The organism is Natroniella sp. ANB-PHB2 (assembly GCF_046097105.1).
Lineage (GTDB): Bacteria > Bacillota > Halanaerobiia > Halobacteroidales > Halobacteroidaceae > Natroniella.
On the sequence record NZ_CP175562.1, the window covers coordinates 2130228 to 2156064 of the forward strand.

Below are 25837 nucleotides of genomic sequence, written 5' to 3' on the forward strand. Positions count from 1 at the left end.
ATACTCTAAACCATAAAACGCTTAAACTTCATTTACTACTCTCTTTTTCATTATTAAATATTCACTACTTTATTATTCAATGCTTTTTTACTGGAAAGTATTCTTCTGTAAAGATTAAATAAATTGCTACTCCTACAAAAATTAAATTAGGTAGCCAAGCTGCTAATAATGGTGTTATAATTTGATTCCTGCCTAATGAGCGAAAAACGGAGACTAACAAATAGTACAAAAACATAATCACAATACTACTTATCACTCCAAAAGCCTTACCCTGCTTTGATTTCAAACTCAATGGCACCGCAAGCAGAACAAAGATTAAAGATATAAAGACCTCAGCCAATTTCAAATGATAATCAACCAATAATGAACTGACATTTAAGCCACTCGCTTGAAAGAGATCGATCTCCCTTCTTAATTCATCCCGACTCATTTCAGCAGTCGTCCGTTGTTGCCCATAAAACTCTCTAATTTCTCGATTCAGATTTATCTCCATCTCATCAAAATTAGATTGATAAATCACCTCTCCCATATCATTTAACTTATGAATCATACCCTCTTCTAAACGCCAGATTTCACCTGCAAAATAACCTCTTTTTGCTCTTATTAAGCGAGGAAATCCTCCTTTTTCTATCTCATAAGCTATAATTTGTTCTAATCTTCCCTGCCGATTATCAATCTGTTGAATATAAAAATACCTATCATCTCCCCCCTCAAAAAATGAGCCTTGTTGTAAATTAGGAGGGCCATCTTCTAAGATGGTCTGTCTAACAATATTTTGAGCTTGATGGTTGGCCCAAGGTACAACCTGTTGGCTGATTAAATAATTAACCAAACAGATCATCATAGCCAGTATAAATAAAGGGGCCAACAACCTCTTTAAACTAGCCCCTCCCATTCTTAAAGCAGTTAATTCATTATTCTTAACCAGTTGGCTCATTGCAAGTAAGGTAGCAAATAAGACAGAAATAGCTAAGCTCTCTACCAAAATATTTGGTATTTTATATAATAACAACTCTAAAATTCTTAAAATAGGAACTCTCTTGACAATAATTAAATCAGTCAACTCAAATAGATAGTTACTAATTAAAATCACAGTCAATATAGAGATCGAAAGCAAAAAGGGTTTCAAAAATTCCGCTAATAGATACCAGTCAATTATACGAGGTTTTAATTTCAACACTCCAACACCTCTTTATCTTAATTTCTTTCCTTTCTAATAATAACTACTCCCAAATCTAACTCCTCTGGAGCTGTAAGTGAAAGTTGCAAATCAGAATTTTGACCATATAACCTAAGATATTGAACTCCATTCTGTCTAATTGAGAGTTGTCCATTATAATCATCATCAAGCTCTAACATCTCAGGCTTTCTAACCAGATCAAAAGATTGATAATTATAAACAGAACTATCAACTCTAGCAACTCGATCTGTAATATTAGTTGTTATCCAATTTAAAAATATCTGCTCTAGCTCTAAACCAGTCTCTTCAATGATAACCTGCTGTGGACTCTCCTGTGCAGTCATAATTGTAGTTAATAATTCAACGCCATACTCTTCATACAAATACACAGTAAATAAACCTACTCCACCCAGATAAGGAATGCTCAACTCTTCACCAATCACAGCAATCTCATCAGTCAACATGAAGTAACCAGGATGAGCTGTTGATTGGCTATATACCCAATCATTTCCTCCATCCCAGGACCAACCTTCTTGTCCGTAATCAATATAACCTGTCACTTTTTCAGCCAATTTAGCCAAACCTTCATTGATCCAGATATCATCTACTTGCCGATTAGCAGCTAACTTTTGGTTATAAAAGATCAGATGTTGGAACTGATGGGCCAACGTTGGATATAAGTTTCTACCCGTCCCCTTTTCTAGATTAAGATAGAGCAAATCATTAAAGTTTGTCTGCTCAACATCCCGACGCAAATCATCTGGATAAAAGAAACCTGATGTATTAGGATTATTGAACTTAGTCAATAAGATCATAATCTTTTCATTATTATCTACATCAGATGGTTGACCAAACTTTTCAGTCAAGATCGGATAAATATTTGTATCAAACTCCTCAACTAAACGATCAACTACATTCAACTTAAGATCAGCTCGCTTATCAACAAAGACATAAATATGCTCTCCTGCACCTACCATTTTAGCAGTCACAATTGGCTCTTCTTCATCAGTCGGGTTGATTAGATTAGGCACATAGAAATCTTTCGTCTCATAAAAACTATATTCTTTTGTTGTAGTCCTTTGCTCTAATTGCTGATAATCATTATCCTCAATCAATTCCATCTCCTTAGCCCTAATCTGATCTTCAATCCCTCCTTCCGACTGGGAATTAAACTTCGAACTAGAGTTATCAGTTGCAATTCTTTCTCGCTCACCAAAATAATTATAATAAACTAGATCAAGGTCAAAGTTATATTTATCTCCAGTAGTTGATTTAATATCCAAAGGAGTTAGAGCTACTATTAACTCTTCATCACTTGTTAAGCCCTTAATATCAATTATTTTCTCATCAGTTGATCTAAGGATTTCTTGGTCAACCTTACCCCCTTCTAAAGTAAGAGTTTTAATAATCTCTCCACCTGTCAGCTCTAGCTTTTGTTCAATAGGTTGATAAGTATCTTGGCTAACATTAAGTATGTAATTTCCCGGTGGCACCTCTAAAAACTCAACCTGTCCACCTTGTTGAGAATGAACTACACGACCCTCCTCTAATAAAACTACCTTAGCATCTATATAATTATTATTACTATCCTTAATATTCAACTTGAGATCAGTTGGCTTAGGTTCAATTTCTTCACTTTCTACCTCTTTTTCTTCTAAAGTTACCTCCGTCAAAACTATCGGTTCATCAGCAATTATAATCTCAGTCTCAAATTTCTGATAACCTTCTTTACTAACTTCTAAACTATACTCTCCTACTTCTAACTCAGTAAAATGTAATAGATCTCCTGTCTTTGAGTGAACTACTTCTCCATCTTGAATTAGTTCAGCAATAACATTCTCCGGGTTGATTACTTCTAAATAAACCTCTCCAGCTTCTAACTCACCTTCTCCTCTACAACCTACTAATAATCCTAAAATTAATACTAAAGAAACAATCATCAGTACTCTATAATTAAGTCGCATCTTCATCACTTTCACCCTTTCTTCCTAGAATTTTGCTCTTAATTATTATATTAGACATCGATCATCAATTTACCTCTATTGATTGATTCCAAAATAATAGAGCTGTATTGATATACAGTGGCACTTTTCGTTCGTAAAAGAATGTGTTTTTGTAGGGGCGACTATCCGTGGTCGCCCGTGATTTAACATGGGCAGGCACAGAGACCTGCCCCTACAAATATCATTTCTACCCACCAAATCAAAAGTGCCACACTATTAATTAAGCCTTACTAATAATTTTAACAATAAAAAAAGACAGAGCCAACATAAAATATTGACCCTGCTTAATTAATAATTTAATTTTGATAAAATCTCTCTCTAATCCTATTTGATTCTTCCTCTTGCTGCTCTTCTTGCATCACCTGCTGTAACTGCTCTTGCCGCTCTTCTACTGAGTTTAACCTATTATCCATCTGTTTTAAACCCTCTACTAACTGATCCATCTTATTTAGTAATTCATCATCCATAATCTACCCCTCCTTTTATATTAACTTTTCCTAATCAGGGATAGCTTAAATAAGAAATTTATACCTTAATTGATATAAAGTGTAACTTTTAAAAGAATATCTTTTTGTAGGGGCGACTCTCCGTGGTCGCCCGTAATTTAACATGGGCAGGCACAGAGACCTGCCCCTACAAATATCATTTCTACCCGCCAAATCAAAAGTGCCACATTATTGTAATTATTCATTATTCAATGCTTTTTATTGTTCACTGCTTTTTAATTTCCCACTCAACATTCTCAGTCAATAATTCTAATTGAAAATCAACATTCAAACCTGCTCCTACTGGATAAGCCGTCTTACCAAAGTAATCACCTTGTTCTATCTTACTATCACTATAACTGTCTGTCAGATCAATCCAAGCATACAGATGCCACTCTCCTTCTTCAACCCCTTCTAAATGATAGAAACCATCATCACTCACCTCTGCCAATTGACTCTTCAACTTAATCTGATTGCCATCCTCTTTGCCAGCAAAAACAACAGCTTGTCCGATTTGAGCATTAGTAACTGCTGCATGAGCATTGATCAGACCATAACCATATTTAAAGTCCCAACCTCGTCCCACATCTTCAGCACCTAAATCCTGAGCTGTTGTTTTTAGCCGTTCTTTGATTTGGTCTGGCGTTAAGTCTGGCTCTTCAGCTAACAGCAATGCTGCTACCCCTGCTACATGAGGAGCTGCCATCGATGTTCCATGTGAATATCCATATTGATTATCAGGTATCGTAGAGTAGATATTTTGGCCTGGAGCTACAAAATCAAGACTTTTACCATAATTAGAGAACAGAGTCAGTTCTAAATTATGGTCAACTGCTCCCACAGAAATTACAGTTTCAAACTGGGCAGGATAGAAGAGGTCAGGATTACCTTCATTGCCCCCTGCTGCAATCACAGTCACATCATTTTGATAAGCATAATCTATTGCTTCTTTAAGTGCTTTTGATGGAAAATTACCACCCAAGCTTAAATTAATAATATCTGCTCCATTATCAACAGCCAATTCAATTGCTCCTGCCACAAGTCCATAAGAACCACTAGAGTTTAAATCTTCCCCAAAAACTCTAATTGGAAATAATGTCACATTCCAATTTGTTCCTACAACTTCTCCATCTTGATTACTTGCTAATGCTCCAATAGTTCCTGTTACATGAGTCCCATGTCCACCTTCATCTTCATCAACAAGAGAACTAGGTAGTCCCTTATCCTCATACTTCTCCTCATCTAATAACTTGATTTTTTGCTCCTCTAGATCAATATGCCCTTTATCAATTCCACTATCAATTACAGCTACTGTTACCTCCTCACTTCCGGTAGTCTCCTGCCAGGCCTGTGGTAAACTGATCGCTGAATAATGCCATTGTTTTTCATACTGCTTATCATCAGGATGGTTTGCTATCTCCAATCTCTTCACCTGTCGATTCAGTTCAGCAAACTCTACTCCTTTTCTTTGATTTAACTCTTTAACTAAATCCTGTGATTCTTCAGCTTCTACCCCAGTTAATAAGCTAACCCCTATACCTGTTAACTCATTTTTCAGCTTTAACCCATACTCTTTTAATATTTCTTCTTTCATCTCTTCTTTTTTAAATTTTACCAATAACTCCGGTGTCAGATAACCTTCACTCTCATCAGTTTCAAACTCTAAACTACTTGTATTAAAGGATAGATCAAAATTTTGCTCGTCAACCTCAGTATTTACAATGGTTAAATAACCTAAGTTGCCATCATGGGAAGAAGTATTACTACAACCAGTTATAGTTAACATCATAAGAATTATAACTATTAGTTTTTTCATTTCGCTACCCCTTTTCAAAACTTAATCTCTAAGCTACTTCTCATCTCCAAACCACTAAAATCAAATTGATCTCCAGCCATATCGTCTCCATAAACACTATAAAAAGGTTGGCCCTCTTCATCCTCTAACTTAGAGAAGAAAGCATAACGATAGTTAACCCCTATTCTTCCCTCAACTTGAGTAGTCATGGGAAAGAAAAAATCAGCTCCTATTTTAGCACCTAAAGTATTCCCTTCATACCTTTCACTTGTAACATCCTTCATATCAGTCTTAATATGCTTATTCCAATCAAAAAGGCTAGAATAAGGGCCAACAGCTAACTTTAAATCTAAATCTGACCTTTCCATATCAATCCGGTAATTAAGAACCCCTAAAAACCCTGTTAATTCTAGCTCATAACTTTCTAAATATCGAAAGTTATGATAATAAGAGAAAAGATAAGTCTGCTCAATTTCTCCCCCTAAAGCTAGATTATCTGTCAGCCAGTATCTACCTGTTAGAAAATAACCTACTTCTGACTCAATATTTTCTAATGGTTGATAAGTATAATTACTGAACAGATCATAATTTAAATACTGATTTCTCTGCCATAGATGATGATTCAACTTATCTAAACCGACAGTATTATAACTAAGCCCTCCTCCTAATTCAAAATCACCTTGTTGAGCATAAACTGGTCTTGCCATTATAATTACTAAAAATAAGATTATTATCTTTTGTCTATTTACCATTTAGGCTCCTCCTAAATATAATCTATCAAATTGTCACTATGTACATAATTTAAGCACAGATAAAAACATAGCTTTTCTTTAAAAAGCCAAATAATCAATCTTATCTATATTACTTCTACAAATAATGCTAAAAATCATTAAATAAACTATTGATTACTCCTTAATTATTTATATTATATCTAACCTATACAACAATTGTCAAAATAAAATGACAAAACTTAACAGATTGCTACAACTCTAACTTAGTAATAATAGTAACAAAGATCTACATGGGAGGCTGAAGATGAATAGATCATTTATTTCAACCACTAACTTAAAAAAAATATTAATCATTTTTGGCATTATATTTCTAATCCTATTTCTAATTTTAATTAATTCTCAGCTAACTGAACATAATAACAGAACATCTTTTAATTTAAATTATGACCAATTCAATGAAATAGAAAGTTATCTTCAACAACTAAGAGCTCGACAACTTACAGAAAAAGAAACTTTAATAACTCCCAAGCAACAACTAACTAAGGTTAGAACAGCTTTAATGCTCTATTTACAAGACAATTACCGCTTACCTACTGAACTAAATCATTTACTAGGAGATTACTTACTGACTTTACCTAATGAACCTGTTTCTAATAGCAAGCGAATCAGTACTGAATTAGATCAACAAGGAGGTTGGTATTATAATCCTCAACAGACTAAAAAAACAACTGACTTAACAACTTTAATTGAAGCAAGCTTTAAACCTAACCTTAAACCAACTGAAAATTATGATCAGCCATTTAAGCCTTATCGCTTACTGATCAGTACAGATGAACAACAACTTCACCTTAAACAGGGGCCAAGGATAATAGCAAGCTATTCCATCGGGATTGGTGCTCAAGAAAGCCCTACTCCCATTGGTAATTTCACAGTTAAAAATAAATTTCCTATCACAGGAGAAGGGAGGGAGGATTTTGGTAACTATTGGATTGGCATTGATCTCTGGACTTTAGGGGGCAGCTATGGAATCCATGGCACCAATAATGCAACTCCTGTTACAGAACAAAAGTCAGCAGGTTGCATTAGAATGGAGGCAGAGGATATCAAAAAATTATACCACCTAATCCCACTCCAAACTAGAATAACTATAAAATAAAACCTTGCCCTGAAGGACAAGGTTATTGATTAAAACTCATTTTTAAAATTAACTCCAAAAGTAAAATCCTGTTGATCAGTTAAATCTTTAACCCCTAAATTAGCATTAATTTCAGGAAGAAACTCAAATTTAAACCCTAAGTTTAGCCCTCCATTATATTCAGCCAACATAGTCGTCAATGGTAATTCAAAACTACTATCTCCACTCGATACAGAGACAGGGTTTAAAATTCTAGTGACACCTACAAAGAAGTTATCCTCAAACTGCCCTTTATCACCCACTCCTAAATGTGCTCTCAACCCATAATAAGGAGTAGACTTACTAGCAACTAAATAGCGATCTCGATCAATAAACCCTGCTGCTACAGCTGGAATATTCTTAGTCTCTTCTACCAGTTTAACCCTTAATTTAGGAAAAACCTCAACCTCCTCTGTAATCCCTTCAGGCCACTCAACTCCAACTCCTAATTGAACTCCTTCTTTAATTCCATAATCAACCCCTAATAAATCTCCACTTGCATCAAGGCGTTGATAGGCTAAGTTCAATTCTGTTGGAGCCAAAATATCTGCCGTAGGAATAGTTACTAAACCAGTAGCTCCAAATTGACCAGCATAAGTTGGCAAAGAAAAAGTAATCAACAAAGCCAGTATAACCCCTACTCTCAATCTTTTTTTCATCGTTAGCCCTCCTGATCTAATTTTTCTTCTAATTGTGCAACCTTCTTTTCTAATCTTCGCATCTTTTTTATCATTTGTGGCAATTTTTTACGAGCTGCCTTAATCCTTCTTTCTTGACGATGTTCATGAGCAGGATACCCCGAAACAAAAGAATTATCTGTAACATCATTAGTCACTGCACTATAGGCACCTACTGTTACATCATCTCCTACTTCTAAATGACCTACAACCCCACTCTTACCAGCTAATGTAACACGCTTTCCTAATTTAGTACTACCAGCAATCCCAACTTGGGCAATCAATAATGAGTCAGCTCCTACTTCAACATTATGAGCAATATGTACCAAATTATCAATCTTTGTTCCCTGACCAATAACTGTTGAGCCAGTAGCAGCTCGATCAATCGTAACATTGGCCCCTACCTCTACCTTATCTTCAATAACTACATTACCAAATTGAGGTACCTTCTCGTGACCATCTGCACTGGTTTCAAATCCATAACCTTGACAACCAATCACTGCTCCAGCATTAACTTCAACTTCATTACCTAACTTACACTCATATTCTATTACTGAATTCGGATGAATTATACTATCTTGACCAATTTCAACATCATGTCCAATATATACTCCTGGAGCCAAGATTACTCGATCACCGATTTTGGCCCCTGCTTCAACTACTACTCCTGGATGAATAGATACCTCATCACCCACTTCAGCTTCAGCACTGACTGCCGCTTCTTTACTAATTCCAGGTTGAGCATACGGCTGAGGCAAAAAGATCTTAGCAATCTTAGCAAAAGCTAAGCGAGGATTATCGACCACAATCAGTGGCTGTACAACATCCTCCTCAATAAGATCCTCAGTTACAATAATTGCCCCTGCTCTCTGCTTTGCTTGTCGAAAGAATTTTTGATTAAGGGCAAAGGTTATTTGATTACAATCGGCATTATCTGCTCCACCAACCCCCTTAACTTCAAAACCTTGATCCCCTACAACCCTTCCTGCTACTAACTGAGCTAACTCTTTTACTTTTCTTCCCATCATCAAACCTCCTTATGTACAATAATATCAGCCTATTAACAGGCTGATATTATTAGTCAATTAAACAAATTATTGCAACTTTTCAATTACTTGATCAGTAATGTCAATCCCACCATATCTAACATCCTGTTGATCTAAGATCATATCTAAGCCTTCTTCTTCGGCAATCTCTTTGACTGCTTCTTCAATTTCAGCTACAAATTGTCCTCTTAAATCATCTTGTAATTGATTTATTTCTTCATAAGCTTGCTGGTGTTGCTCTAATTGTTCTTCTTCTTCTAATCCTTCTGCTATTTGATTATATTCTTCCTGAATAGCTTCAATTTTATTATTTAATTGTTTCTGGTAATTAGCTGCTTGCTTACTTTCATTCCATACTCGATCTTGATTCATAACTCCTACCTCAATTTTAACTTCTTCTACTTCCGTTCTCACTTCAGTCTCAGGCTCTGCTGTACATCCTAGTAGAAAAATTGTTGTCATTAGAATCGTAATAGTTACTAGAATTAGTTTTTTCACTCCTTCACCCCCCTAGCGTAATCTCAGTTAAAATTTCTTCAGTTAAATCAATCGCTGCTAAATTTTGATTATAATCAGTTAAAATCAAAGCTAATTCTTTATCTTCAGCTACTTCTTCTAACATTAGATCCAGCTCTTTTTTTCTTTCCGACCTTAATTTATCACGTTTTTCCTGGAGTTGAATAATTTCATCAGTTAAATCTTCAATCTTAGTTTCTACTCTAGCCATCATTTTTTGTTGAGCAGCTAATAGCTCATCTTCAATATTATCTGTTAACTCTTCTTCTTGCTTGAATAAATCGGTCGCCATTTCATCTTCCAAAGAGATTAAATAATTATAAAACTCTACCTCTAGCTCTTGCTTTTTAGCTGTATAATCTGCTTTAGTTTGAGATAATAATTTTTGTTGATAATCTTGTAATTTCTGCTGTAACCGCTCTTCTTCTTGTTGGATTGAAGACTGTAGTTTTTGACTATAATCTTGCTTTTGGCTTTCAATCTTGGCTCCTCTTTCTGCTGTCAACTCTTCTAGCTTATTCTGTAACTCTTTTTGTTTGGCCTCATCTAAATTACCAACTCTCAACTGTAACCTTAAATTAATAAGCTCCGAATTATAATCTTCAGCTATATCAGTTTTATACTCTTCTAAAGCTGCATCATATTTCTTCTCTAATGATAAAACATTCTCTTTTAACTCCTGATATAAACTAGTTTCTTTTTTTTCTACTTCAAGTTTGAGCTCAGCCATCACTTGTTGATAATAATCTTCAAGTTTAGAAGATAACTTTACTTCCTCCTGTTCAATTTTTTTAGCATAATCAGCTTCAATAACTTCCAATCTCCTCTTTACATGCTGATTAAAATCAGCTAAATAACTCCCTGTATCTTCTTCAATCCTATTTAAACTCTTCTTTTCTTCCCGTAAAGAAAGATTGAGGTTGACAATCCGTTCTTCAATTTGAACAATCTGTTCTGTCAGAGGATGTACCTCTCTGACTTTCGCTAAATTAACAATTCCAATTTGAGGTTCAACCTCATTTTTAACGTTATCTGTCGTTAATTCTTGATTACGACAGCCAACCAAGCCCAAAACCATAACCAATAGCAGCCCAATTAAGCTACTTTTGATTATTTTCACAGAAAACACCTGCTTTCTAAGTTTAAAATAATTTAATTCAACTCTTTATTGCCTTCAAATAACTCATCTTCTAGCAACTCTTCATCATCTAACTCAATAACTTGTTCTCCTTCTAAACCATCTTCTTCTAGCTCTATCACTTCTTCAGAATCAAGCTCAGCCAAAACTTCTAATGTTAAATCATAACCACCATAGATAACTACTGGTTGATCAACAACAATAGTTATTCCCTCTCTTTGAGCTACTTCTCTGATCTTATGATTGATGTCATCTATCAGGCTCTGAATCAAATCCCTTTCTAGTTGGTTAAGCTTTTGTTGATAGCCTTTTAATAACTCCTGTCGTTCTTCTTTAGTTAAATTAGCTGCCTCAACTTCAAGTTGTTGCTGTAATTGTTGGCCTTTTTGATCCAACTCCTCTTCTGCATTCTCTTTATGAGGATGCTTTAAAAATAATCTCTCCATATCAACATAAGCAATTTGGGGAATATCAACCTCTTCCTGTTCAGCTTGCTCAGCCTGAACAGGATTAACAACTACTAAAGCTCCCACTATAACCAGAGTAATTAAGACTCCACTTACTAATAGTTTCTTCATTATTCCACTCCCTTTAGAATGTATTACCGATTCTAATACTTAAGTTAGTCTTATCTTCTAATTCACCTTCTGGGGCATAACCATAATCCAATCCTAACTGCCCAATTGGAGTATTAAATCTTGCTCCTAAACCGACTGAATAATTCAAATCGTTCAAACTGATATCACTATTACTTGCAAAGGTTCTACCTGCATCAGCAAAAGCAACACCTGTCACATTATCTACAATCCCAAATCTATATTCTAAGTTAGAAACTAACATAGCATCTCCATCAACAAAACCATTTACAGCAGCTCCATTATCCCTATCATAATAATCGCTACTGTAACCTCTTACTTCATTCAGACCAGTTAATGCATAACGCTCTCCTGTTGGAAGATCCCCATCACTTAGGCCAGTCTTCAACCTAAAAGCCCAGGTATCAGTTTCCCTCGCTGGTAAATAATTTCTTAAATCAGTTTCATACTTAGTAAACTCAGTATCACCACCAAAGCCTGCTCTCTCAACTGATAATTCCTGTCTACTCCCTGAACGAGGACTAAAGATATTATCTCGCGTATCCCTAATTGTTTTTAAGGTAACACTTCTAGTATTTTCATCATCACGTTCTAACTCTTCTTCATATCTCGTATTATGATAGTCCAGTTTTAGATAACCTGTAATATCATCAGCTAATGGATGGCCAAAAGTAATATCTCCACCTTGCCTTCTTGCAACATTATCTACTGCATCATCATATTCAGTACGGTAAAGATTAAAGTTTAAGCTCGTCTCTGTTCCAAAAGCCCAAGGTTCATAAAACCCTAATTCATAATTTGTTGTATCTCCAAACTCCCAACTTAAGTTTACTCTCTGTCCACGACCAAAGAGATTATCCTTTTCTACATCAACCATACCTGTCCACCCAGCAGCAGAAGAGTAACCCCCACCAATACTGAAAGTACCTGTCTTTTGTTCTTCTATTTCAACAACTAAATCAACTGCCTGCGAATCACCTGGAACAGGTTTGAAATCCGGTCTAATATCTTTAAAGTATCCTAAGTTATATAACTTCCTAAAATCATTCCACATCTGCTCAATATTAAAGACTTGTCCCTCTTTCAGACTCAGCTCTCTTTCAATTACAAAGTCTTCAGTCTCTTCATTTCCTGTAATAATTAAACTATTTAAGCGACCTTCATCGATGGTTATCTTTAATTGATCTTGCTCCTTTATTGTAACATCGACAACCTGGGCCAACATATAACCTTGCTCTTGATAATATTCATTGATTCTTTCTACACCTTGATCTAAATAATTAACATTCAAAATTTCACCTGGCTGTAATGATAATAAGCCTTCTAATTCTTCTGTCGCCACTTCTTGATTTCCTTCAATTTTAATCGCTGATAATTCAGGATTTTCAATTACCTCTATAATTAATTTAACTCCATCTTGATAGTTTCTAAATAAAATTTGCAAATCAAAGAAATAACCTAATTCAAAAACTTGCTGCATATCCTGCTGTAACTTTTCATTAGAAACATCATCACCAACCTCAGTTGTAACTTCTTTTAAAATTTCTTCATCAGCTACTAACTTATTACCTGTCACTTCAACTCCAGTCACAGTATTATCTGTTGGAACTGCCTCTTCAGCAGCAACAATCAAACTATTGCTTGCTAATAAAAATACTAAAACCAATACTGTTAAACCTGCCTTTTTAAACATAATTTTATTCCTCCCTTTCTGATAAGTATCTATGCTTTTGTTTTCTACCAATTACTAAAACGGTATATTCATTTCTAAACCCATCTGGTAATCACCATAATTATTATAATTTCCATCAAGACTTAAATTCTCTAAGTCTCGCGAAAATTGATACTCAAAACCTACTGCTTGTTTCTCCTCAATTCCAAAGGTATGATTATACTTTAACATAAAACCATCAAAGATAAATTTACCTAACTTTATCTCCAGTTCATCACTCAACAATGATCTGATTCTAACTTGATCTAAATCCAATGTCCTTTCAAAAGATCTTTCGACTCGATAGATCAATTCAGTCTTAATTCCTTCATCAATGATTCTAAACATCTCACTTCTGATTGCTTCCTCAAAATCTCTCTCTAGTAAGCTTGCCATCCCTCCTTGACGTGCTAATAAACTAATAACCTCTTTTTCTGTCAGCTCATCTTGAGTCAATAGATTAAAATCAAGCTGATCTGCTGGCCCATATAAATTTAATTCAATCTCCTCGCCACCTATTCTAGCATTTGATTCCAGGTGTAAATCAGGAATAAAAGTATATCTACCAAAATTAGCTCTGGCCTCTTCAACTTCAAATTCAGTATTATAATAAGTAAATCTTCCCGTAGTAGACTCTAATTGGCCCGTCAATTCTATTCCTTGAGAAGCACTTTCTAGCACTAATTCTCCTGATTGAACCAGAATATCAATATTATTATTGCCTACTCTTACATCCCTGCCTGGCTTAATAGTCAAATCAAATTGTGGTTCTATATTAGATTGGCCCTCTCCTTCCATTACTGGCCAATCAACCGGCAGACTAAAGAAGGTATTGTAAGCTATTATCTCTCCTTTAAGTAGCGGTCGTTTGAAATCTCCAGCTAATTGCAAATCTAATCTGTTTAAACCTTCCCAAGAACCATGTGCAAAAAAGATATCTTCTCCTGTCAACCTCAAGTCATACTTTTGAGGCATAAAGCCATTAATTAAAATATTACCATCTAACTCAAAATCTCCCGAGCCATAATAACCAGTTAATTGTTCAACAGTAACCTCTTTATCAGCAAACTTAATCTTACCATTTAAATTATTAAACTCTCGGTCCAAATCCAAATGATTAAAGCTACCAGAAATAATCTCAGCACTTCCATTTAACTTAGGCTCTTGCCAACTTCCTGTAATACTTAAAATAGCCCTACCACGCCCTTTAGCTGATTCAACATTTTCTAGCCAAAAAGAAAGAATACTTAAATTACCTTCCTCTAGCCTTAAGTCAAGGTCAAACTCTTCATCTTCAACTAAAGGCAACTTCCCTCTTGCTTGTAAGATATTATCTTCTTTAAGCTGTAATTGTTGGTTTAAGATCAACTTTTGACCATCTATCAACTTAAGCCTACCAGCCAACCTTTGATATTCTAAGTTATTGAGTTGCCCATCAGTAACCCTTATCTGAGAGTCTAAGCTCAAGTTATCAAAATCCCCAGTTAACCTTCCTGTTAAATTAAGGTTTCCTGCTAATTGATAATCAACCAGCTCTAATTCATTTAGCCCCCCTAAATCAAATTGCTTAACAATTAAATTCAAATCTAAATCTCGTTGTAACCAATAATCTCCTTCAGCTTGTATATAGCCAACCCCGTTTTTATCTTTAACTAATAGATCAAGTCCTACTTCAGGCTCAACTAAAGGACCATTGGCAATAACTCGCCCTTCAACTGGATATGACAAGTTAAACTCTTCATCAAGAAATTGAGTAAAGTAATCTAAATCCCCTTCTTTAATTGTAAAGATCAAATCATTAAATTCTTGGCGATAGAGATCTATAACTCCATCTATCTGATAGCGTTGCTCGTCATTATTAATCACTATATCTTTTAGGTATAGATTAGGTTCTCGATAATCAACCCTACCCTCTATTTCTCCTAGTTGTTGGCCAGCAAATTTAATGTTTTCCCCTTGCACAATTCCAGCTATCTGAGGCGCAAAGATCGAACCATAAACTCTACTATCTACAACAGCTTGACCAGTAAGTTCAAGATCCTGTGGTAAATAATCAATACTGGATAAACTTAAATCATCAGTTTTCACTTTCAAATCTAACTCTTTTTCTTCAATAGTACCCATGATCTCTAAACTGCTATCTTGGTAATTAACTATCGACTGATTGATTATAATTTCTTGGCCCTCATAATTAAAATCAATCTCTGCTCGATCAAGAGCTTGTCCATAAGCAATCCCTTCTTCAACTATAACCTCTCCTGTTAAACTAAGAGGAGAGAATAAAGAATTGATCTCTACCTCACCAGTTACTACACCTGAAAGTGGTAATTGATTATCTGTAATTGCTAACAATTTATCAAGTTCAACCTCTTCAGTCTTTAATACTAGATCTGATTTGCCAGTCTCAAATTCTATCGCCCCAGTCAATGAACTAGAAATTTCAGGTAAATCTACCCTCTCAAATTGAATCTCTTCTGGCACTAAAGCTAGTTCACCTTCCATAACTCCCAATTCTAAAAAGTCATACTCCAACTCTATCCCTCTAAACTGACCTGTAAATTTAGGTTCAGATAGGCTACCACTGATTTTACCAGTTAAATCAACCGTACCTGCTAATTCTTTTTGCTTGTGAAAACCAACCAGTTCATCTAACTTTACATCATTAGCCGTCAAGTTTAGATTTAAATCGCCAGCCAAAGTCACTGAACCAAGCAGATCATAGTTACTATGATCTGCTATTAATTCTGCTTGATTCAAAAAAAAGTTCCCTTCATTAAGCCAAAAGCTTGTTTCAAACTGATTGAAATCATAACCTTGAATTGAGCCTTCTCCTATTATTATTGAGCCTAACATATTCAGCTCTTCTGTTTCTATTCCAGAGCCAGAAATAATAGTCTCCCCATTAAGTAAACCTTCACTAGAAATTTCAATTTCAAATTCTTCCTCTAATTTAGCTAAACTTATATCAGCTAGCTTGGTAGTAAAGATATAGTCAACATCTTTCGTAAAGTCTACCCTACCTTCACCGATCACTCTACCTGAGCCCATAGCAAATTCTAGCTCCTCAAAATTCAACACCCGATCCTTATAATAAATTTGCCCTTCAAACCCACCTAAATTAACCCCTTTAATTTGTCCTTCTTCCATTTTTAAATTACTAGTAACACTTGGATTATTCAAATTTCCATTTATCTTTCCAGTAGCCCGGGCCAACCCTTCTATTTCAAATTGATCTAATTCAACCACCTTGCTAACTTGTCCTAGATCTATCTTATTAAAATTATATTCCAGATTTAACTGTGGTTGCTCCCAGCTAAAGATCTCACCTGTCAACTCAAAAGGCATCGCTTGATAACTGCCACTTAATCGATCAAACCGCAATCCATATTTGTTAAAACTGAGCTCCCCAGCTATTCCATCTACTGTTAATTGTTCATTACTAACAACAGAATCAACAACTTCTAAGCTCCCATAATAACTAGATAAACCTTCAATATTACCTCTTAGTCTAAAACTTCCTTCCACTTGACCACTAACTTCAACTCCATCCCACGCAAGCAAATCATAATCCTCTGTTAAACTGGTTAAATTTAGATCAGAAAAATCCAACTCTAAATGGTAAGTTCCGGCTTCAAAAATCCCTTCCATACTAAGCTGCTTAATCAGCTTAGACCCTGAACTACTATGTAGATCAAAGCTTAATTGTTGTCCAGCTTTAATCTCACCATTTATATTCCCTAACTCCTTTTCAAACTGAGAATCAAAATAACCCAATCTCCCTTGCTTTATCTCAATTGGAAAAGAATAATCAACTTCTTCAACTTCTTCAAAATTATCAATCAAAAATTGATAATTCCACTCCTCCTCCTCTATTAAGTTTAACTCAGGTTCTATTAACCTAATACCATTAATACTATCTAAAAGAGTAAATCTACTCAAAATTAAATCAGCTAAACTATAATTAATAATAACTTCCCTAAGTTTCAATAACTTCCTAGCCTCTTGATCCTTAATAGTCAATCCAGCTATATTAATTTTATTAATTCCTTCAACCTTTATATCATCCACTACAATTTCCGTTGTTAACTCTTGTTCTAAAAGATTGATTGCTTTTTCCCTTGCCTGTAACAACAAGTAATTAATATTTGAATATAAAGCCATCATCAGAAACAACAAGAGCAAACCAACTATTATAATTGATCTAGAATTTATCCTTTCTAGTTTCATTACTTTGCCCCCAAATCTAATCTCCAGACTACTTTAATAATATTATATTTTATTAACAGTTGCAATAGCAATCACTAGTTATTTATTAAGAAAACTATAATATATTACCACTATTCGCAATTAAATGTCAAGCTAATCAAGTTTAAAGAAAAATTCACAAAAAAACTTCTTGATTAATTGATATACAGTGGCACTTTTCGTTCGTAAAAGAATGTGTTTTTGTAGGGGCGACTCTCCGTGGTCGCCCGTGATTTAACATGGGCAGGCACAGAGACCTGCCCCCTACAAATATCATTTCTACCCGCCAAATCAAAAGTGCCATAATATTGTAATTAATCTTTAGTTTCTAAATGCTAACAAAAAGCCCCTCTGACGAGGGGCTTTTTGTTAATCATCTTCTATAATAATTTCAATCTCTTTAGCTAAACTACCAGTCAGAACATAATCTGTTTCTATTACCTCTTCAACCAAATCATAATTAACTTTAGTTCCTTGATCAACTGCCTGTTCAGCACTATCAACCTCTTTAACATCATTCTTCTCTTCTACACTAGAATCAAACTCTTCATCGGAAACTGAAGGATAACTTGCCAGTGGTTGCAATTCAATTACTAAACTATTATTCTTATTTTGCAACTGATAAATCTCAATCAACTCTTCTAAACTCTTGATATTATTAGCTTTAGACCCTTCCGTCTCCTCATACTCGTTATAAAAGAGATTAAAATTAGCCTCTTGCCCACTCAAAACATTAATTAATAATTTTTCCTCTGTAATATCTTCAGGAACCTTTAATTCAATCTCTTTTTTAATTAACTCTTGTCGATAAGGTCTTAGCTTTAATTCTAAATCTATCTTCTCCCCAGCTCTTACTTCTTCTTGCTTTAAACTAATCTCCTCTAATAGAGCAAATTTAGGCTCTTCTTGTACTTCAACATCAACTTCAATACTAGCAAAATTAACCTCTTCAAAAGGATTATTTGCAATCAATGATATTCCTTGAATAAAATCAGCCAAAGTATTCACTGCTATATCATTATCACTATAATAAAGATTAGTACTTTTTAATATACCATCTGGTAATTTAGCCCCTACTAATTCCCAACTTACCTTAGCAGTCCCTGCTCCTTGACGATCAATAGTGCTATCTATTGCTTGTAAAAGTGCCGTTGCTGCTAGTTGATCAATTAAATTTTCATCTTGAACAATCTGTAGATCATATGTAGCTTCTTTCTTTAAATTTTGATCAGCGAGGTTTATTTTAACAGGTACAATATTAGGATAATGGTCTACCTTACCAGCTACTCCTGCTGTTCGATCTTGAGTAATAACTCCTTTTAAATCAGCCGGTGAGCCAATCTTAAAAGGCATCTCAATACTTGTAATCATTTGATGAATATAAGCAGAAGAAAGTAAATAATTCGCATTACCTTGGCCCAAAAACGAATGTCCTAAACCTAAAACTTTATCTTGATCCCGATAAGTCAGCGTTCCGATTGCTGAAACATTTATATCGCCTCTTACTAATTGAACAGCCATTGCACTTCCTGGCTCAAAAGATAACTCCTCTTCATGCTCCATTAGACTACCACCAGCCACAGGTATTAAATCATAATCATCTAATCCTTCTGCCAACCTATCTTTGGCTCTACCTGTTAAACCACTGACCAATAATGGAGTATTAACGGGAGTAGCTACTAATGCGTTAGTCTTATTTTTCTGCTCTTCATCTTTAGTAAAGAATACTTGTTCATACTTCTGACCATCTATTTCTAAAGGCGTGGAGAGTGTAATCTCTTTTTCTTCTTTTATATTTAGCTGATCATCTATTCCTAATTCCAATAATTTCAACATACTCTCAATGGGCGTTACTAATCCAATCTTATGATCTGCCATCTGCCAGCCATAACCAATAGCTCCAACTAATTCATCCTCAATATAAATTGGGCTACCACTCATTCCAGCAGCAATACCACCTGTTCTTTCTATTACATCACCACTGGTCTTAACCAAGATTAAGTCCTGATTCAAATCAGAAGAATCCAACATACTAATAATCTCTACATCAAATTCCTCTATCTCTGTCCCTCGCAAAACCGTCTTTCCTACACCTTCCATCCCTGATTCAATCTCTTCTAATTCCATAATCTCTTCTTCAACAGCCAAAACCGTACTTGTTAGCAAGAAACAAAGAAGTCCTAATATAATTATTCTTGAAATTAATCGCAAGTAAATCCCTTCCTCTCTTAAATATTACAACAGCTACTATTTAGTTTATAATTTTGATTGACTAATTATAACCAAGATCAAGAATTATTACTTAATTGCTGATATACAGCCTCTGCAATTCCTAATTGCTCTCTACTAGCAGCGTCTTCAGCAATTTGGTCATAATACATATCTTCAAATACTTCTCTACTTAAACCACTATCTAATAAATCAGATTTTAAGGTAGCATCCCGCATTTGTTTAAACATCATACTCAAAAAAATCGACTCAAATTCTTGGCTAACTGCTTTTAGCTGTTCATCTTTTTGATCTGTTTTAGTACTTGCTTCTTGTTCCAACAGATCTTTGAATTTATTTTCTGCCTCATTTAAATTAGTATTATTAACCTGTGATTGCTTTAAGTTCAAATTTGAATTTATCTTCATCTTCTCACCTACCTAATTTACATAATTTCCAAATCAGCATGCAATGCTCCTGCTTCTTTAATAGCCTGAATAATTGAGATCACATCTCTAGGAGTAGCCCCTACCGCATTTAAGCCAGTTACTACATCTGAAATGTCTGCTCCCTTAGGTAAGACTACTAAGCTAGCTTCTTCTTCTGCTACATCAACCTCTTCTCCTTCTATAATCTCAGCCTCATCTTCACCAACATCAACCGCTTCTTCTGTGGTAGCAATAGTAACTGTCAAATCTCCATGTGAAACAGAGACTCTCGACAATCGAACATTATGACCCATTACAACCGTTCCTGTCCGTTCATTAATCACCACTTTAGCCTCTGTATCAGGTCTAACTTCCAGTTCTTCAACTCTAGATATAAAGTTTACAACTCTATCCCTAAAGTAACTAGGTACTTGAACCTCAACCTGTCCTGCATCCTTAGCCTGGGCATAATAACCACCATCTTGAGTATAACCAAACTCCTGGTTAATTACATCAGCTATTCTTTGAGCAGTGGCAAAATTAGGATTTGATAATGCCAAGGTAAGTTCATTATCATTATTAAAATCCATTGGTACTTCCTCTTCAACTATTGCTCCATTAGGCACTCTACCAACAGTAGTATGATTCTGAGAAACCTGAGCTCCACCCTGTCCAGCTGTAAATCCACCAACTGATACAGCTCCTTGCGCTACAGCATATACTTCATCACCAGCAGGCCCTGTTAAAGGAGTCATTAATAAGGTTCCACCTTGTAAACTGTCAGCATCTCCAATAGAAGATAATGTTACATCAATCTCACTACCTGGGTGGACAAATGGGGGTAATTCTGCTGTAACCATAACAGCGGCAGCATTGTTGGCCCCTAATTGATCTTGAGCAATATCCACTCCAAAATTCTGTAACATATTCCCTATGGATTGAACTGTCAACTGACTACTTTGACCATCTCCACTTCCATCCAAACCAACCACAATTCCATAACCAATCAATTGATTACTTCTAACCCCTCTAATTCTTGTGATATCCTTAATCCTGACTAATGGATCATCTGCCCCTGGTTGATTAGGAGCTAAAGCTAAGGTTAAATCATTGTTAAAACTTATCAACACTAACAAAATTATAATTACAGAAAAAACCTTACAATCCTTTTTCATATTACCCTCCCTTTCTAGAAGAGCCAACTAATTATCCTACTAATAACCCCTTGTCTTTGTCTATCTCCAATAACTCCTGTACCTTCATAATCTATTTCAGCATTTGCAATATAGCTTGATTCAATAGTGTTCTCTGGTGAAATATCTTCTGGTCTAACTATTCCTGTTAATTTAATATCTTGCGTTTCATCATTAATCTTTACACGTCTAGTACCACTAATCTTAAGATTACCATTATCTAATCTTTCTTCAATCTGAACCGTTATTTCAGCAGAAAGACTACCACTCCTACTTGTTGAGCCAGTTGCATTACTACTGTCACTTTGATTAAAACCAAACGATCTAATAAAATCAAAAATTCCAGTTCCAGCTCCTACATCTGCTTGATTATCCTGACTAGCATCAGTCGAAGCTTCTTGGCTAGCAGTAGCATCTTCAGTAATAATCACAGTCAAGATATCTCCGACCTGATTAGCTTTATTATCCCTAACTAATGCGTTATTACCATTCCATAAAGAAGTAGCATCAGTAACCGACACAGTAAAAATTACAATTAAACAAAGGGGTAATATTATTAAAAAGCTCTTTCTCACTTAAGATCACTCCTTTAATCAGTAATAACTTGTACTTCATTCTCTCCAATTATCCTAGCTTCTACAATCTTTCTACTGGCTTTATTCTCAACCTTAATTATATCTCCATAATGTCCTGCTTCTCGTGATCTACCATTAGCAGTTATGATTACCCCTTCAATTTGAGCAACCAACTTAACATCTTCCCATCTACCAACTAGGGGAGGACGATCAATCATTCTTTCTTCAAGAGGTTGACCAGCTCGTAATGAATTTCTTAATTGCATTCTATCTAAAGAGTAATCAGCAGTTATAAAATTAGTATTTTGAGCAGTCACTAATCTATCTTCAAGCAAGAATAAATCTCGATTCAGCTCAGTTCTTCGCTCTATATCTTCTTTAGCAACCAAAACCTCTTGCCATAAACTAACCTGATATTGAATATGAACTCTTTGATACAAAACACCATCAACTTTGACCTCAATAGGTAACATAACCCGTCCTAATAAATTCCTGCGGTGTAGATTGCCAATTTTTAAATCAAGTTGACCACTAGGGTATTTTAGGTCTTGAAGAGAATTTCTAACTTCAATTTCAATTTGTTCAGGATCTTGGGCCAACTCTTGATAAATATAATCTTTTCCTAATTGAATTAACCTATCAGCAGTCAACTTGTCATAATCAGTAGTTACAGAAAAATGGTAGGGAATATTAATCTTAACTTGCTCTAGATCAATCTGCTCCCTTCTTAAAGCATTGATTACTTCCTCACGATAAATAATTCGTTGATATCCAGGGATTGGAGTTTGACCTAGAGTGATACCATTTAAACTATTTTTAAACTCCGCATCACCTCTTATGTAAGCTATTTCACCCAACTCAACATTTCTTCCTGTAACTTCAACTTGACCGGTCACTTCAATCATATTTTCCGCTGCTAAAACACTATTACTAAATAATAAGATCAGTAATCCAATCTTGAGAGCTAACAGTTTTTTTTTCATTACATCCTAACTCCTATCTTTTACTATCTTCTTAAATTATTAGCCTGTTGTAACATCTCATCAGAAGCCTGAATTGCCTTAGAGTTAGTTTCATAAGCTCTTTGTGCTGAAATCATATCAACCATCTCTTCTACTACTTGTACATTGGATTCCTCTAAAAAACCTTGCGCTATTCTACCAAAGCCATCTTGCCCTGCCAAACCAAACATTGGTTGCCCTGAAGCAGCTGTCTGCTGAAAAAGATTCTGCCCTACACTTTCTAAACCTGCTGGATTAGAAAAGTTAACCAACTCAATCTGTCCTGCTTCTTGTGGTGCTTCATCACCAGGCTCTAAAAAAGTGACTACCCCTTCATCATTAATTGAAATATCAGTTGCTTCAGCAGGAATATTAATCGGCGGTTGTAATAAATAACCATCTGAAGTAACTACCTGTCCATTACTATCGACTTTAAAAGAACCATCTCTTGTATAACCACTTGTTCCATCCGGCATCATCACTTCAAAAAATCCACTTCCTTCTATTGCTAGATCTAATGGATTCTCTGTTCCTTTTAAACTACCTTCACTGAACAACTTCTGTGTCGCTCCAGGTCGAACACCATGCCCCACTTGAATCCCGGTTGGTATTTCAGAGCCTTGATTATTGGGCGTTCCAGCAGACCTCATAGTCTGATACATTAAATCCTGAAAACCTACTCTTGACTTTTTAAAACCAGTAGTATTGACATTAGCTAAATTATTAGAAATTGTATCCATATTTAGTTGTTGTGCCTTCATTCCAGATGCTGAACTTGATAATGATCTAATCATTCTTCACTTCACTCCTTAATTACTTTTTTAAGTTCTTCCTACTTCATTGACAGCCTTTCCCATAGTATCATCATGTGCTTGAATCCCTTTTTGATTAGCTTCATAATTACGCGTATTATTGATCATTCTTACCATTTCCTCAATTGGATTAACATTAGATCCTTCTAAATAACCTTGTGTTACATTACCGGTAGCAGGGAAGATATTATCAACTTCTGGCCCAGCAGCAAAGAGGTTACTACCTTCTCTACTTAGACCATTCTTATTCTCAAAACCAGTTATTCTTATATGATCAACTATTACTTCATCAACAAGTAAATTGTTATTATTATCTACACTAACTTCCCCTTCGAAAGGAATTTGTAAAATTCCATTCTCTCCTAAAACAGGATGGCCATCCTGAGTTACTACTTGTCCTTGGTTATTTAAAGTAAATTCTCCATTACGGGTATACCGCTCTCCCTGCGGTGTCTGAACAGCAAAAAAACCCTCTCCTTGTACAGCCCAATCAAAAGTGTTACCTGTCTTTTCAAAACTACCATTACTGTGATCTGTCTTTATTTCATCAACCATTACTCCACTTCCTATCTTACCAGTTGGAGTTACTTGATGATCAATTCTATGTAATAAATAACTCGGAAACTCATGCTTAGTCGCCACTTGTTTTTTATATCCACTTGTATTTAAATTTGATAAATTATTAGAAATAGTGTCATTCTGCTCAACGTTAGAAGTCATACCTGAAGCAGATGTATATAAGCCTCTAATCATTAAAATCCCCCTTTCTCTAAATTTAACCTTATTTATTAATTAAACACTAGATTATAAAAATCCTGCTAACTATCCAAAAATAAATTTAAGTTTGTATCCCTTATTTAAATTATAACCTTAAATTTTAAATTTTCAAAGCCGAATTACAATTATGTGACACTTTTGATATTACAAAAAAGTAAGACTCTTCGTGAAACCCATAGAAAACCATATCCACATGGGTCTGACCCTACATTTCAATTTAAAAACCTTTATGTTGGCAGGGGTCAAAGAGTTTGATTTTGACAGACCACAGTCACAGACCCATTATATCAATATAACATAAAAAAAAAGAGAATTAGTAGCACTACTAACCCTCTCTTGCATCAGAAGAATTTTTCTCCATATATTTTCTTTTAGTAGCTTCACCACCCCTGAAATGACGTTCTGCCTTATTATATTCTAATACTTTTTTGACTTTTTTAGCTAATTGTCCATTTATCTTCTCTAGCCGCTCCGTTACATCCTTATGTATTGTGCTTTTACTAACTCCAAATACTTTAGCCGCCTGTCTGACAGTTGCTTTAGTCTCATATATATAGTGACTCACCTCTAATACCCTTTGATAAATATAATCTTTCATCAACTTGTCCCCCTTAATTAACTCCAATATATATATATGTAGAACAAGGATAAATATTACAAAAAATTAAAATTAATCAAAGGGATCACTAATTAAATTAATCAATATATTCTAATGGAGATACTTCTTCTCCATCTCTAATCACCTTAAATCTAAGCCTACTCTCAGGCTGGAAAGAACTTTCTGACAATTTACCAATAACTTGTCCTTGAGTAATCTGCTCTCCTAAAGTTACTCTTTCATTTAAATTAGAATAAATTGTTTTAAATGATCGATTATGCTTAATCACAACCTCTGTACCATATAACTCATTTTCAATAATCTCTTTAACCTGACCTGCTTGAGCAGCTTTAACTTCTGTTCCTTGCTGAGCATGAATATCTGCTCCTGCATTAAATTTCCAAGCTTCCAACACTTCATCATGATACCAATCCCAAGCATTCTTTATTTCTCCAGAAATAGGCTTAATTAAATTTATCATCTGCTGAGAAGATACAGTTTCTTCAGTTTTCTCAACTTCTTCTTTCAACTCCTCTTTCTTTTCTAGTTCACCTTCTTTTTCTATGTCTGATGTTGATTGGTCATCAGTTATTTCCCGATCTTCTTCGGTTTCTAGAGATGATGGTTCATTCCCCATCAGTGGTACAGATACTTGTTCATCAATCTCAAACTGATATTCATTCTCTTCTTCTAGTTCAATAATCTCTACTTCAGCACTTTCTTGGCTTAGATCTTGATCAGTTATAAAATAATAAATTGCTACGGAAATTCCTAAAACAAAAGAAATTAAAAGTACTAACATATACTTACCCCACTGCATTCTCTTTAATTTTCCTATTTGCTCCTTTATAAAATTCTTCTTCTTAGCCCAGCTAACAGAAAATGGTAGTTTCTTATCTTGATCATCTTTTTTGCTCACTTAATCCACCTCCAGAATTATGATTTCCA

The 25837-nt window shown here is 35.0% G+C and carries 22 protein-coding genes; 1 reads left to right on the plus strand and 21 read right to left on the minus strand.

Annotated elements, in window-relative coordinates:
- Positions 1 to 76: 76 nt before the first annotated feature.
- From ACKF5P_RS10580 to ACKF5P_RS10600, 5 genes are all read right to left on the minus strand, one after another.
- A complete protein-coding gene (locus tag ACKF5P_RS10580) occupies positions 77 to 1180 on the minus strand; it encodes an LptF/LptG family permease (RefSeq protein WP_408955166.1) in 1104 nt (367 codons plus the stop codon).
- 17 nt (positions 1181 to 1197) lie between these two features.
- Complete coding sequence (locus ACKF5P_RS10585) at positions 1198 to 3150, minus strand: hypothetical protein (protein WP_408955167.1); 1953 nt, start codon at positions 3148 to 3150, stop codon at positions 1198 to 1200.
- Between the two features lie 329 nt (positions 3151 to 3479).
- The gene (locus ACKF5P_RS10590) at positions 3480 to 3650 is read right to left on the minus strand and encodes a hypothetical protein (RefSeq protein WP_408955168.1); all 171 of its coding nucleotides are present in this window, start codon (positions 3648 to 3650) and stop codon (positions 3480 to 3482) included.
- Positions 3651 to 3894: 244 nt separating this feature from the next.
- Positions 3895 to 5484, minus strand: coding sequence for a S8 family peptidase (locus ACKF5P_RS10595; RefSeq protein ID WP_408955169.1), 1590 nt, complete (start codon positions 5482 to 5484; stop codon positions 3895 to 3897).
- A 14-nt stretch (positions 5485 to 5498) separates the two neighbouring features.
- Complete coding sequence (locus ACKF5P_RS10600) at positions 5499 to 6215, minus strand: hypothetical protein (protein ID WP_408955170.1); 717 nt, start codon at positions 6213 to 6215, stop codon at positions 5499 to 5501.
- Positions 6216 to 6498: 283 nt separating this feature from the next.
- Between ACKF5P_RS10600 and ACKF5P_RS10605 the strand changes: the two genes are divergently transcribed.
- A complete protein-coding gene (locus tag ACKF5P_RS10605; protein ID WP_408955171.1) occupies positions 6499 to 7350 on the plus strand; it encodes a L,D-transpeptidase in 852 nt (283 codons plus the stop codon).
- Between the two features lie 29 nt (positions 7351 to 7379).
- On the opposite strand, the gene ACKF5P_RS10610 is transcribed toward ACKF5P_RS10605, so the two are convergent.
- The 16 genes from ACKF5P_RS10610 to ACKF5P_RS10685 form a co-directional block, all read right to left on the minus strand.
- Positions 7380 to 8027, minus strand: coding sequence for a hypothetical protein (locus ACKF5P_RS10610; RefSeq protein ID WP_408955172.1), 648 nt, complete (start codon positions 8025 to 8027; stop codon positions 7380 to 7382).
- 2 nt (positions 8028 to 8029) lie between these two features.
- A complete protein-coding gene (gene lpxD / locus ACKF5P_RS10615) occupies positions 8030 to 9070 on the minus strand; it encodes a UDP-3-O-(3-hydroxymyristoyl)glucosamine N-acyltransferase (RefSeq protein ID WP_408955173.1) in 1041 nt (346 codons plus the stop codon).
- A 69-nt stretch (positions 9071 to 9139) separates the two neighbouring features.
- Positions 9140 to 9589 carry an OmpH family outer membrane protein gene (locus tag ACKF5P_RS10620; RefSeq protein ID WP_408955174.1) on the minus strand — a complete coding sequence of 150 codons (450 nt, stop codon included), beginning with the start codon at positions 9587 to 9589 and terminating at the stop codon, positions 9140 to 9142.
- Between the two features lie 4 nt (positions 9590 to 9593).
- Positions 9594 to 10727 (minus strand): hypothetical protein, encoded by a 1134-nt coding sequence (locus ACKF5P_RS10625; RefSeq protein ID WP_408955175.1) that lies wholly within the window; start codon positions 10725 to 10727, stop codon positions 9594 to 9596.
- Positions 10728 to 10759: 32 nt separating this feature from the next.
- Positions 10760 to 11323, minus strand: coding sequence for an OmpH family outer membrane protein (locus ACKF5P_RS10630; protein ID WP_408955176.1), 564 nt, complete (start codon positions 11321 to 11323; stop codon positions 10760 to 10762).
- A gap of 13 nt (positions 11324 to 11336) precedes the next feature.
- A complete protein-coding gene (locus ACKF5P_RS10635; protein ID WP_408955177.1) occupies positions 11337 to 13034 on the minus strand; it encodes an outer membrane protein assembly factor in 1698 nt (565 codons plus the stop codon).
- Positions 13035 to 13088: 54 nt separating this feature from the next.
- A complete protein-coding gene (locus tag ACKF5P_RS10640) occupies positions 13089 to 17279 on the minus strand; it encodes a translocation/assembly module TamB domain-containing protein (RefSeq protein WP_408955178.1) in 4191 nt (1396 codons plus the stop codon).
- 387 nt (positions 17280 to 17666) lie between these two features.
- Entirely contained in the window at positions 17667 to 19508 is a 1842-nt protein-coding gene (locus ACKF5P_RS10645) for a SpoIVB peptidase S55 domain-containing protein (RefSeq protein ID WP_408955179.1), read from the minus strand.
- Between the two features lie 77 nt (positions 19509 to 19585).
- On the minus strand, positions 19586 to 19933 hold the full coding sequence (locus ACKF5P_RS10650) for a rod-binding protein (protein ID WP_408955180.1): 348 nt from the start codon (positions 19931 to 19933) through the stop codon (positions 19586 to 19588).
- Between the two features lie 17 nt (positions 19934 to 19950).
- Complete coding sequence (locus ACKF5P_RS10655; protein ID WP_408955181.1) at positions 19951 to 21108, minus strand: flagellar basal body P-ring protein FlgI; 1158 nt, start codon at positions 21106 to 21108, stop codon at positions 19951 to 19953.
- 14 nt (positions 21109 to 21122) lie between these two features.
- Complete coding sequence (locus tag ACKF5P_RS10660; RefSeq protein WP_408955182.1) at positions 21123 to 21701, minus strand: flagellar basal body L-ring protein FlgH; 579 nt, start codon at positions 21699 to 21701, stop codon at positions 21123 to 21125.
- 14 nt (positions 21702 to 21715) lie between these two features.
- Positions 21716 to 22684 carry a flagellar basal body P-ring formation chaperone FlgA gene (gene flgA / locus ACKF5P_RS10665; RefSeq protein ID WP_408955183.1) on the minus strand — a complete coding sequence of 323 codons (969 nt, stop codon included), beginning with the start codon at positions 22682 to 22684 and terminating at the stop codon, positions 21716 to 21718.
- A 23-nt stretch (positions 22685 to 22707) separates the two neighbouring features.
- Positions 22708 to 23496, minus strand: coding sequence for a flagellar basal-body rod protein FlgG (gene flgG, locus ACKF5P_RS10670; protein WP_408955184.1), 789 nt, complete (start codon positions 23494 to 23496; stop codon positions 22708 to 22710).
- Between the two features lie 27 nt (positions 23497 to 23523).
- Positions 23524 to 24267, minus strand: a complete 744-nt coding sequence (gene flgF / locus ACKF5P_RS10675; RefSeq protein WP_408955185.1) for a flagellar basal-body rod protein FlgF — start codon at positions 24265 to 24267, stop codon at positions 23524 to 23526.
- A 349-nt stretch (positions 24268 to 24616) separates the two neighbouring features.
- Positions 24617 to 24889, minus strand: coding sequence for a sporulation transcriptional regulator SpoIIID (gene spoIIID, locus ACKF5P_RS10680; RefSeq protein WP_408955186.1), 273 nt, complete (start codon positions 24887 to 24889; stop codon positions 24617 to 24619).
- A gap of 97 nt (positions 24890 to 24986) precedes the next feature.
- Complete coding sequence (locus ACKF5P_RS10685; protein WP_408955187.1) at positions 24987 to 25808, minus strand: peptidoglycan DD-metalloendopeptidase family protein; 822 nt, start codon at positions 25806 to 25808, stop codon at positions 24987 to 24989.
- Positions 25809 to 25837 lie beyond the last annotated feature (29 nt).

Bases quoted from the DNA above. Each gene is read 5' to 3' on its own strand.
- ACKF5P_RS10590 (WP_408955168.1), bottom strand. From the start codon at position 3,650: ATGGATGATGAATTACTAAATAAGATGGATCAGTTAGTAGAGGGTTTA.
- ACKF5P_RS10600 (WP_408955170.1), bottom strand. From the start codon at position 6,215: ATGGTAAATAGACAAAAGATAATAATCTTATTTTTAGTAATTATAATG.
- ACKF5P_RS10605 (WP_408955171.1), top strand. From the start codon at position 6,499: ATGAATAGATCATTTATTTCAACCACTAACTTAAAAAAAATATTAATC.
- flgG (WP_408955184.1), bottom strand. From the start codon at position 23,496: ATGATTAGATCATTATCAAGTTCAGCATCTGGAATGAAGGCACAACAA.
- ACKF5P_RS10610 (WP_408955172.1), bottom strand. From the start codon at position 8,027: ATGAAAAAAAGATTGAGAGTAGGGGTTATACTGGCTTTGTTGATTACT.
- ACKF5P_RS10655 (WP_408955181.1), bottom strand. From the start codon at position 21,108: ATGAAAAAGGATTGTAAGGTTTTTTCTGTAATTATAATTTTGTTAGTG.
- ACKF5P_RS10640 (WP_408955178.1), bottom strand. From the start codon at position 17,279: ATGAAACTAGAAAGGATAAATTCTAGATCAATTATAATAGTTGGTTTG.
- ACKF5P_RS10630 (WP_408955176.1), bottom strand. From the start codon at position 11,323: ATGAAGAAACTATTAGTAAGTGGAGTCTTAATTACTCTGGTTATAGTG.
- ACKF5P_RS10585 (WP_408955167.1), bottom strand. From the start codon at position 3,150: ATGAAGATGCGACTTAATTATAGAGTACTGATGATTGTTTCTTTAGTA.
- spoIIID (WP_408955186.1), bottom strand. From the start codon at position 24,889: ATGAAAGATTATATTTATCAAAGGGTATTAGAGGTGAGTCACTATATA.
- flgA (WP_408955183.1), bottom strand. From the start codon at position 22,684: ATGAAAAAAAAACTGTTAGCTCTCAAGATTGGATTACTGATCTTATTA.
- lpxD (WP_408955173.1), bottom strand. From the start codon at position 9,070: ATGGGAAGAAAAGTAAAAGAGTTAGCTCAGTTAGTAGCAGGAAGGGTT.
- ACKF5P_RS10650 (WP_408955180.1), bottom strand. From the start codon at position 19,933: ATGAAGATAAATTCAAATTTGAACTTAAAGCAATCACAGGTTAATAAT.
- flgF (WP_408955185.1), bottom strand. From the start codon at position 24,267: ATGATTAGAGGCTTATATACATCTGCTTCAGGTATGACTTCTAACGTT.
- ACKF5P_RS10635 (WP_408955177.1), bottom strand. From the start codon at position 13,034: ATGTTTAAAAAGGCAGGTTTAACAGTATTGGTTTTAGTATTTTTATTA.
- ACKF5P_RS10595 (WP_408955169.1), bottom strand. From the start codon at position 5,484: ATGAAAAAACTAATAGTTATAATTCTTATGATGTTAACTATAACTGGT.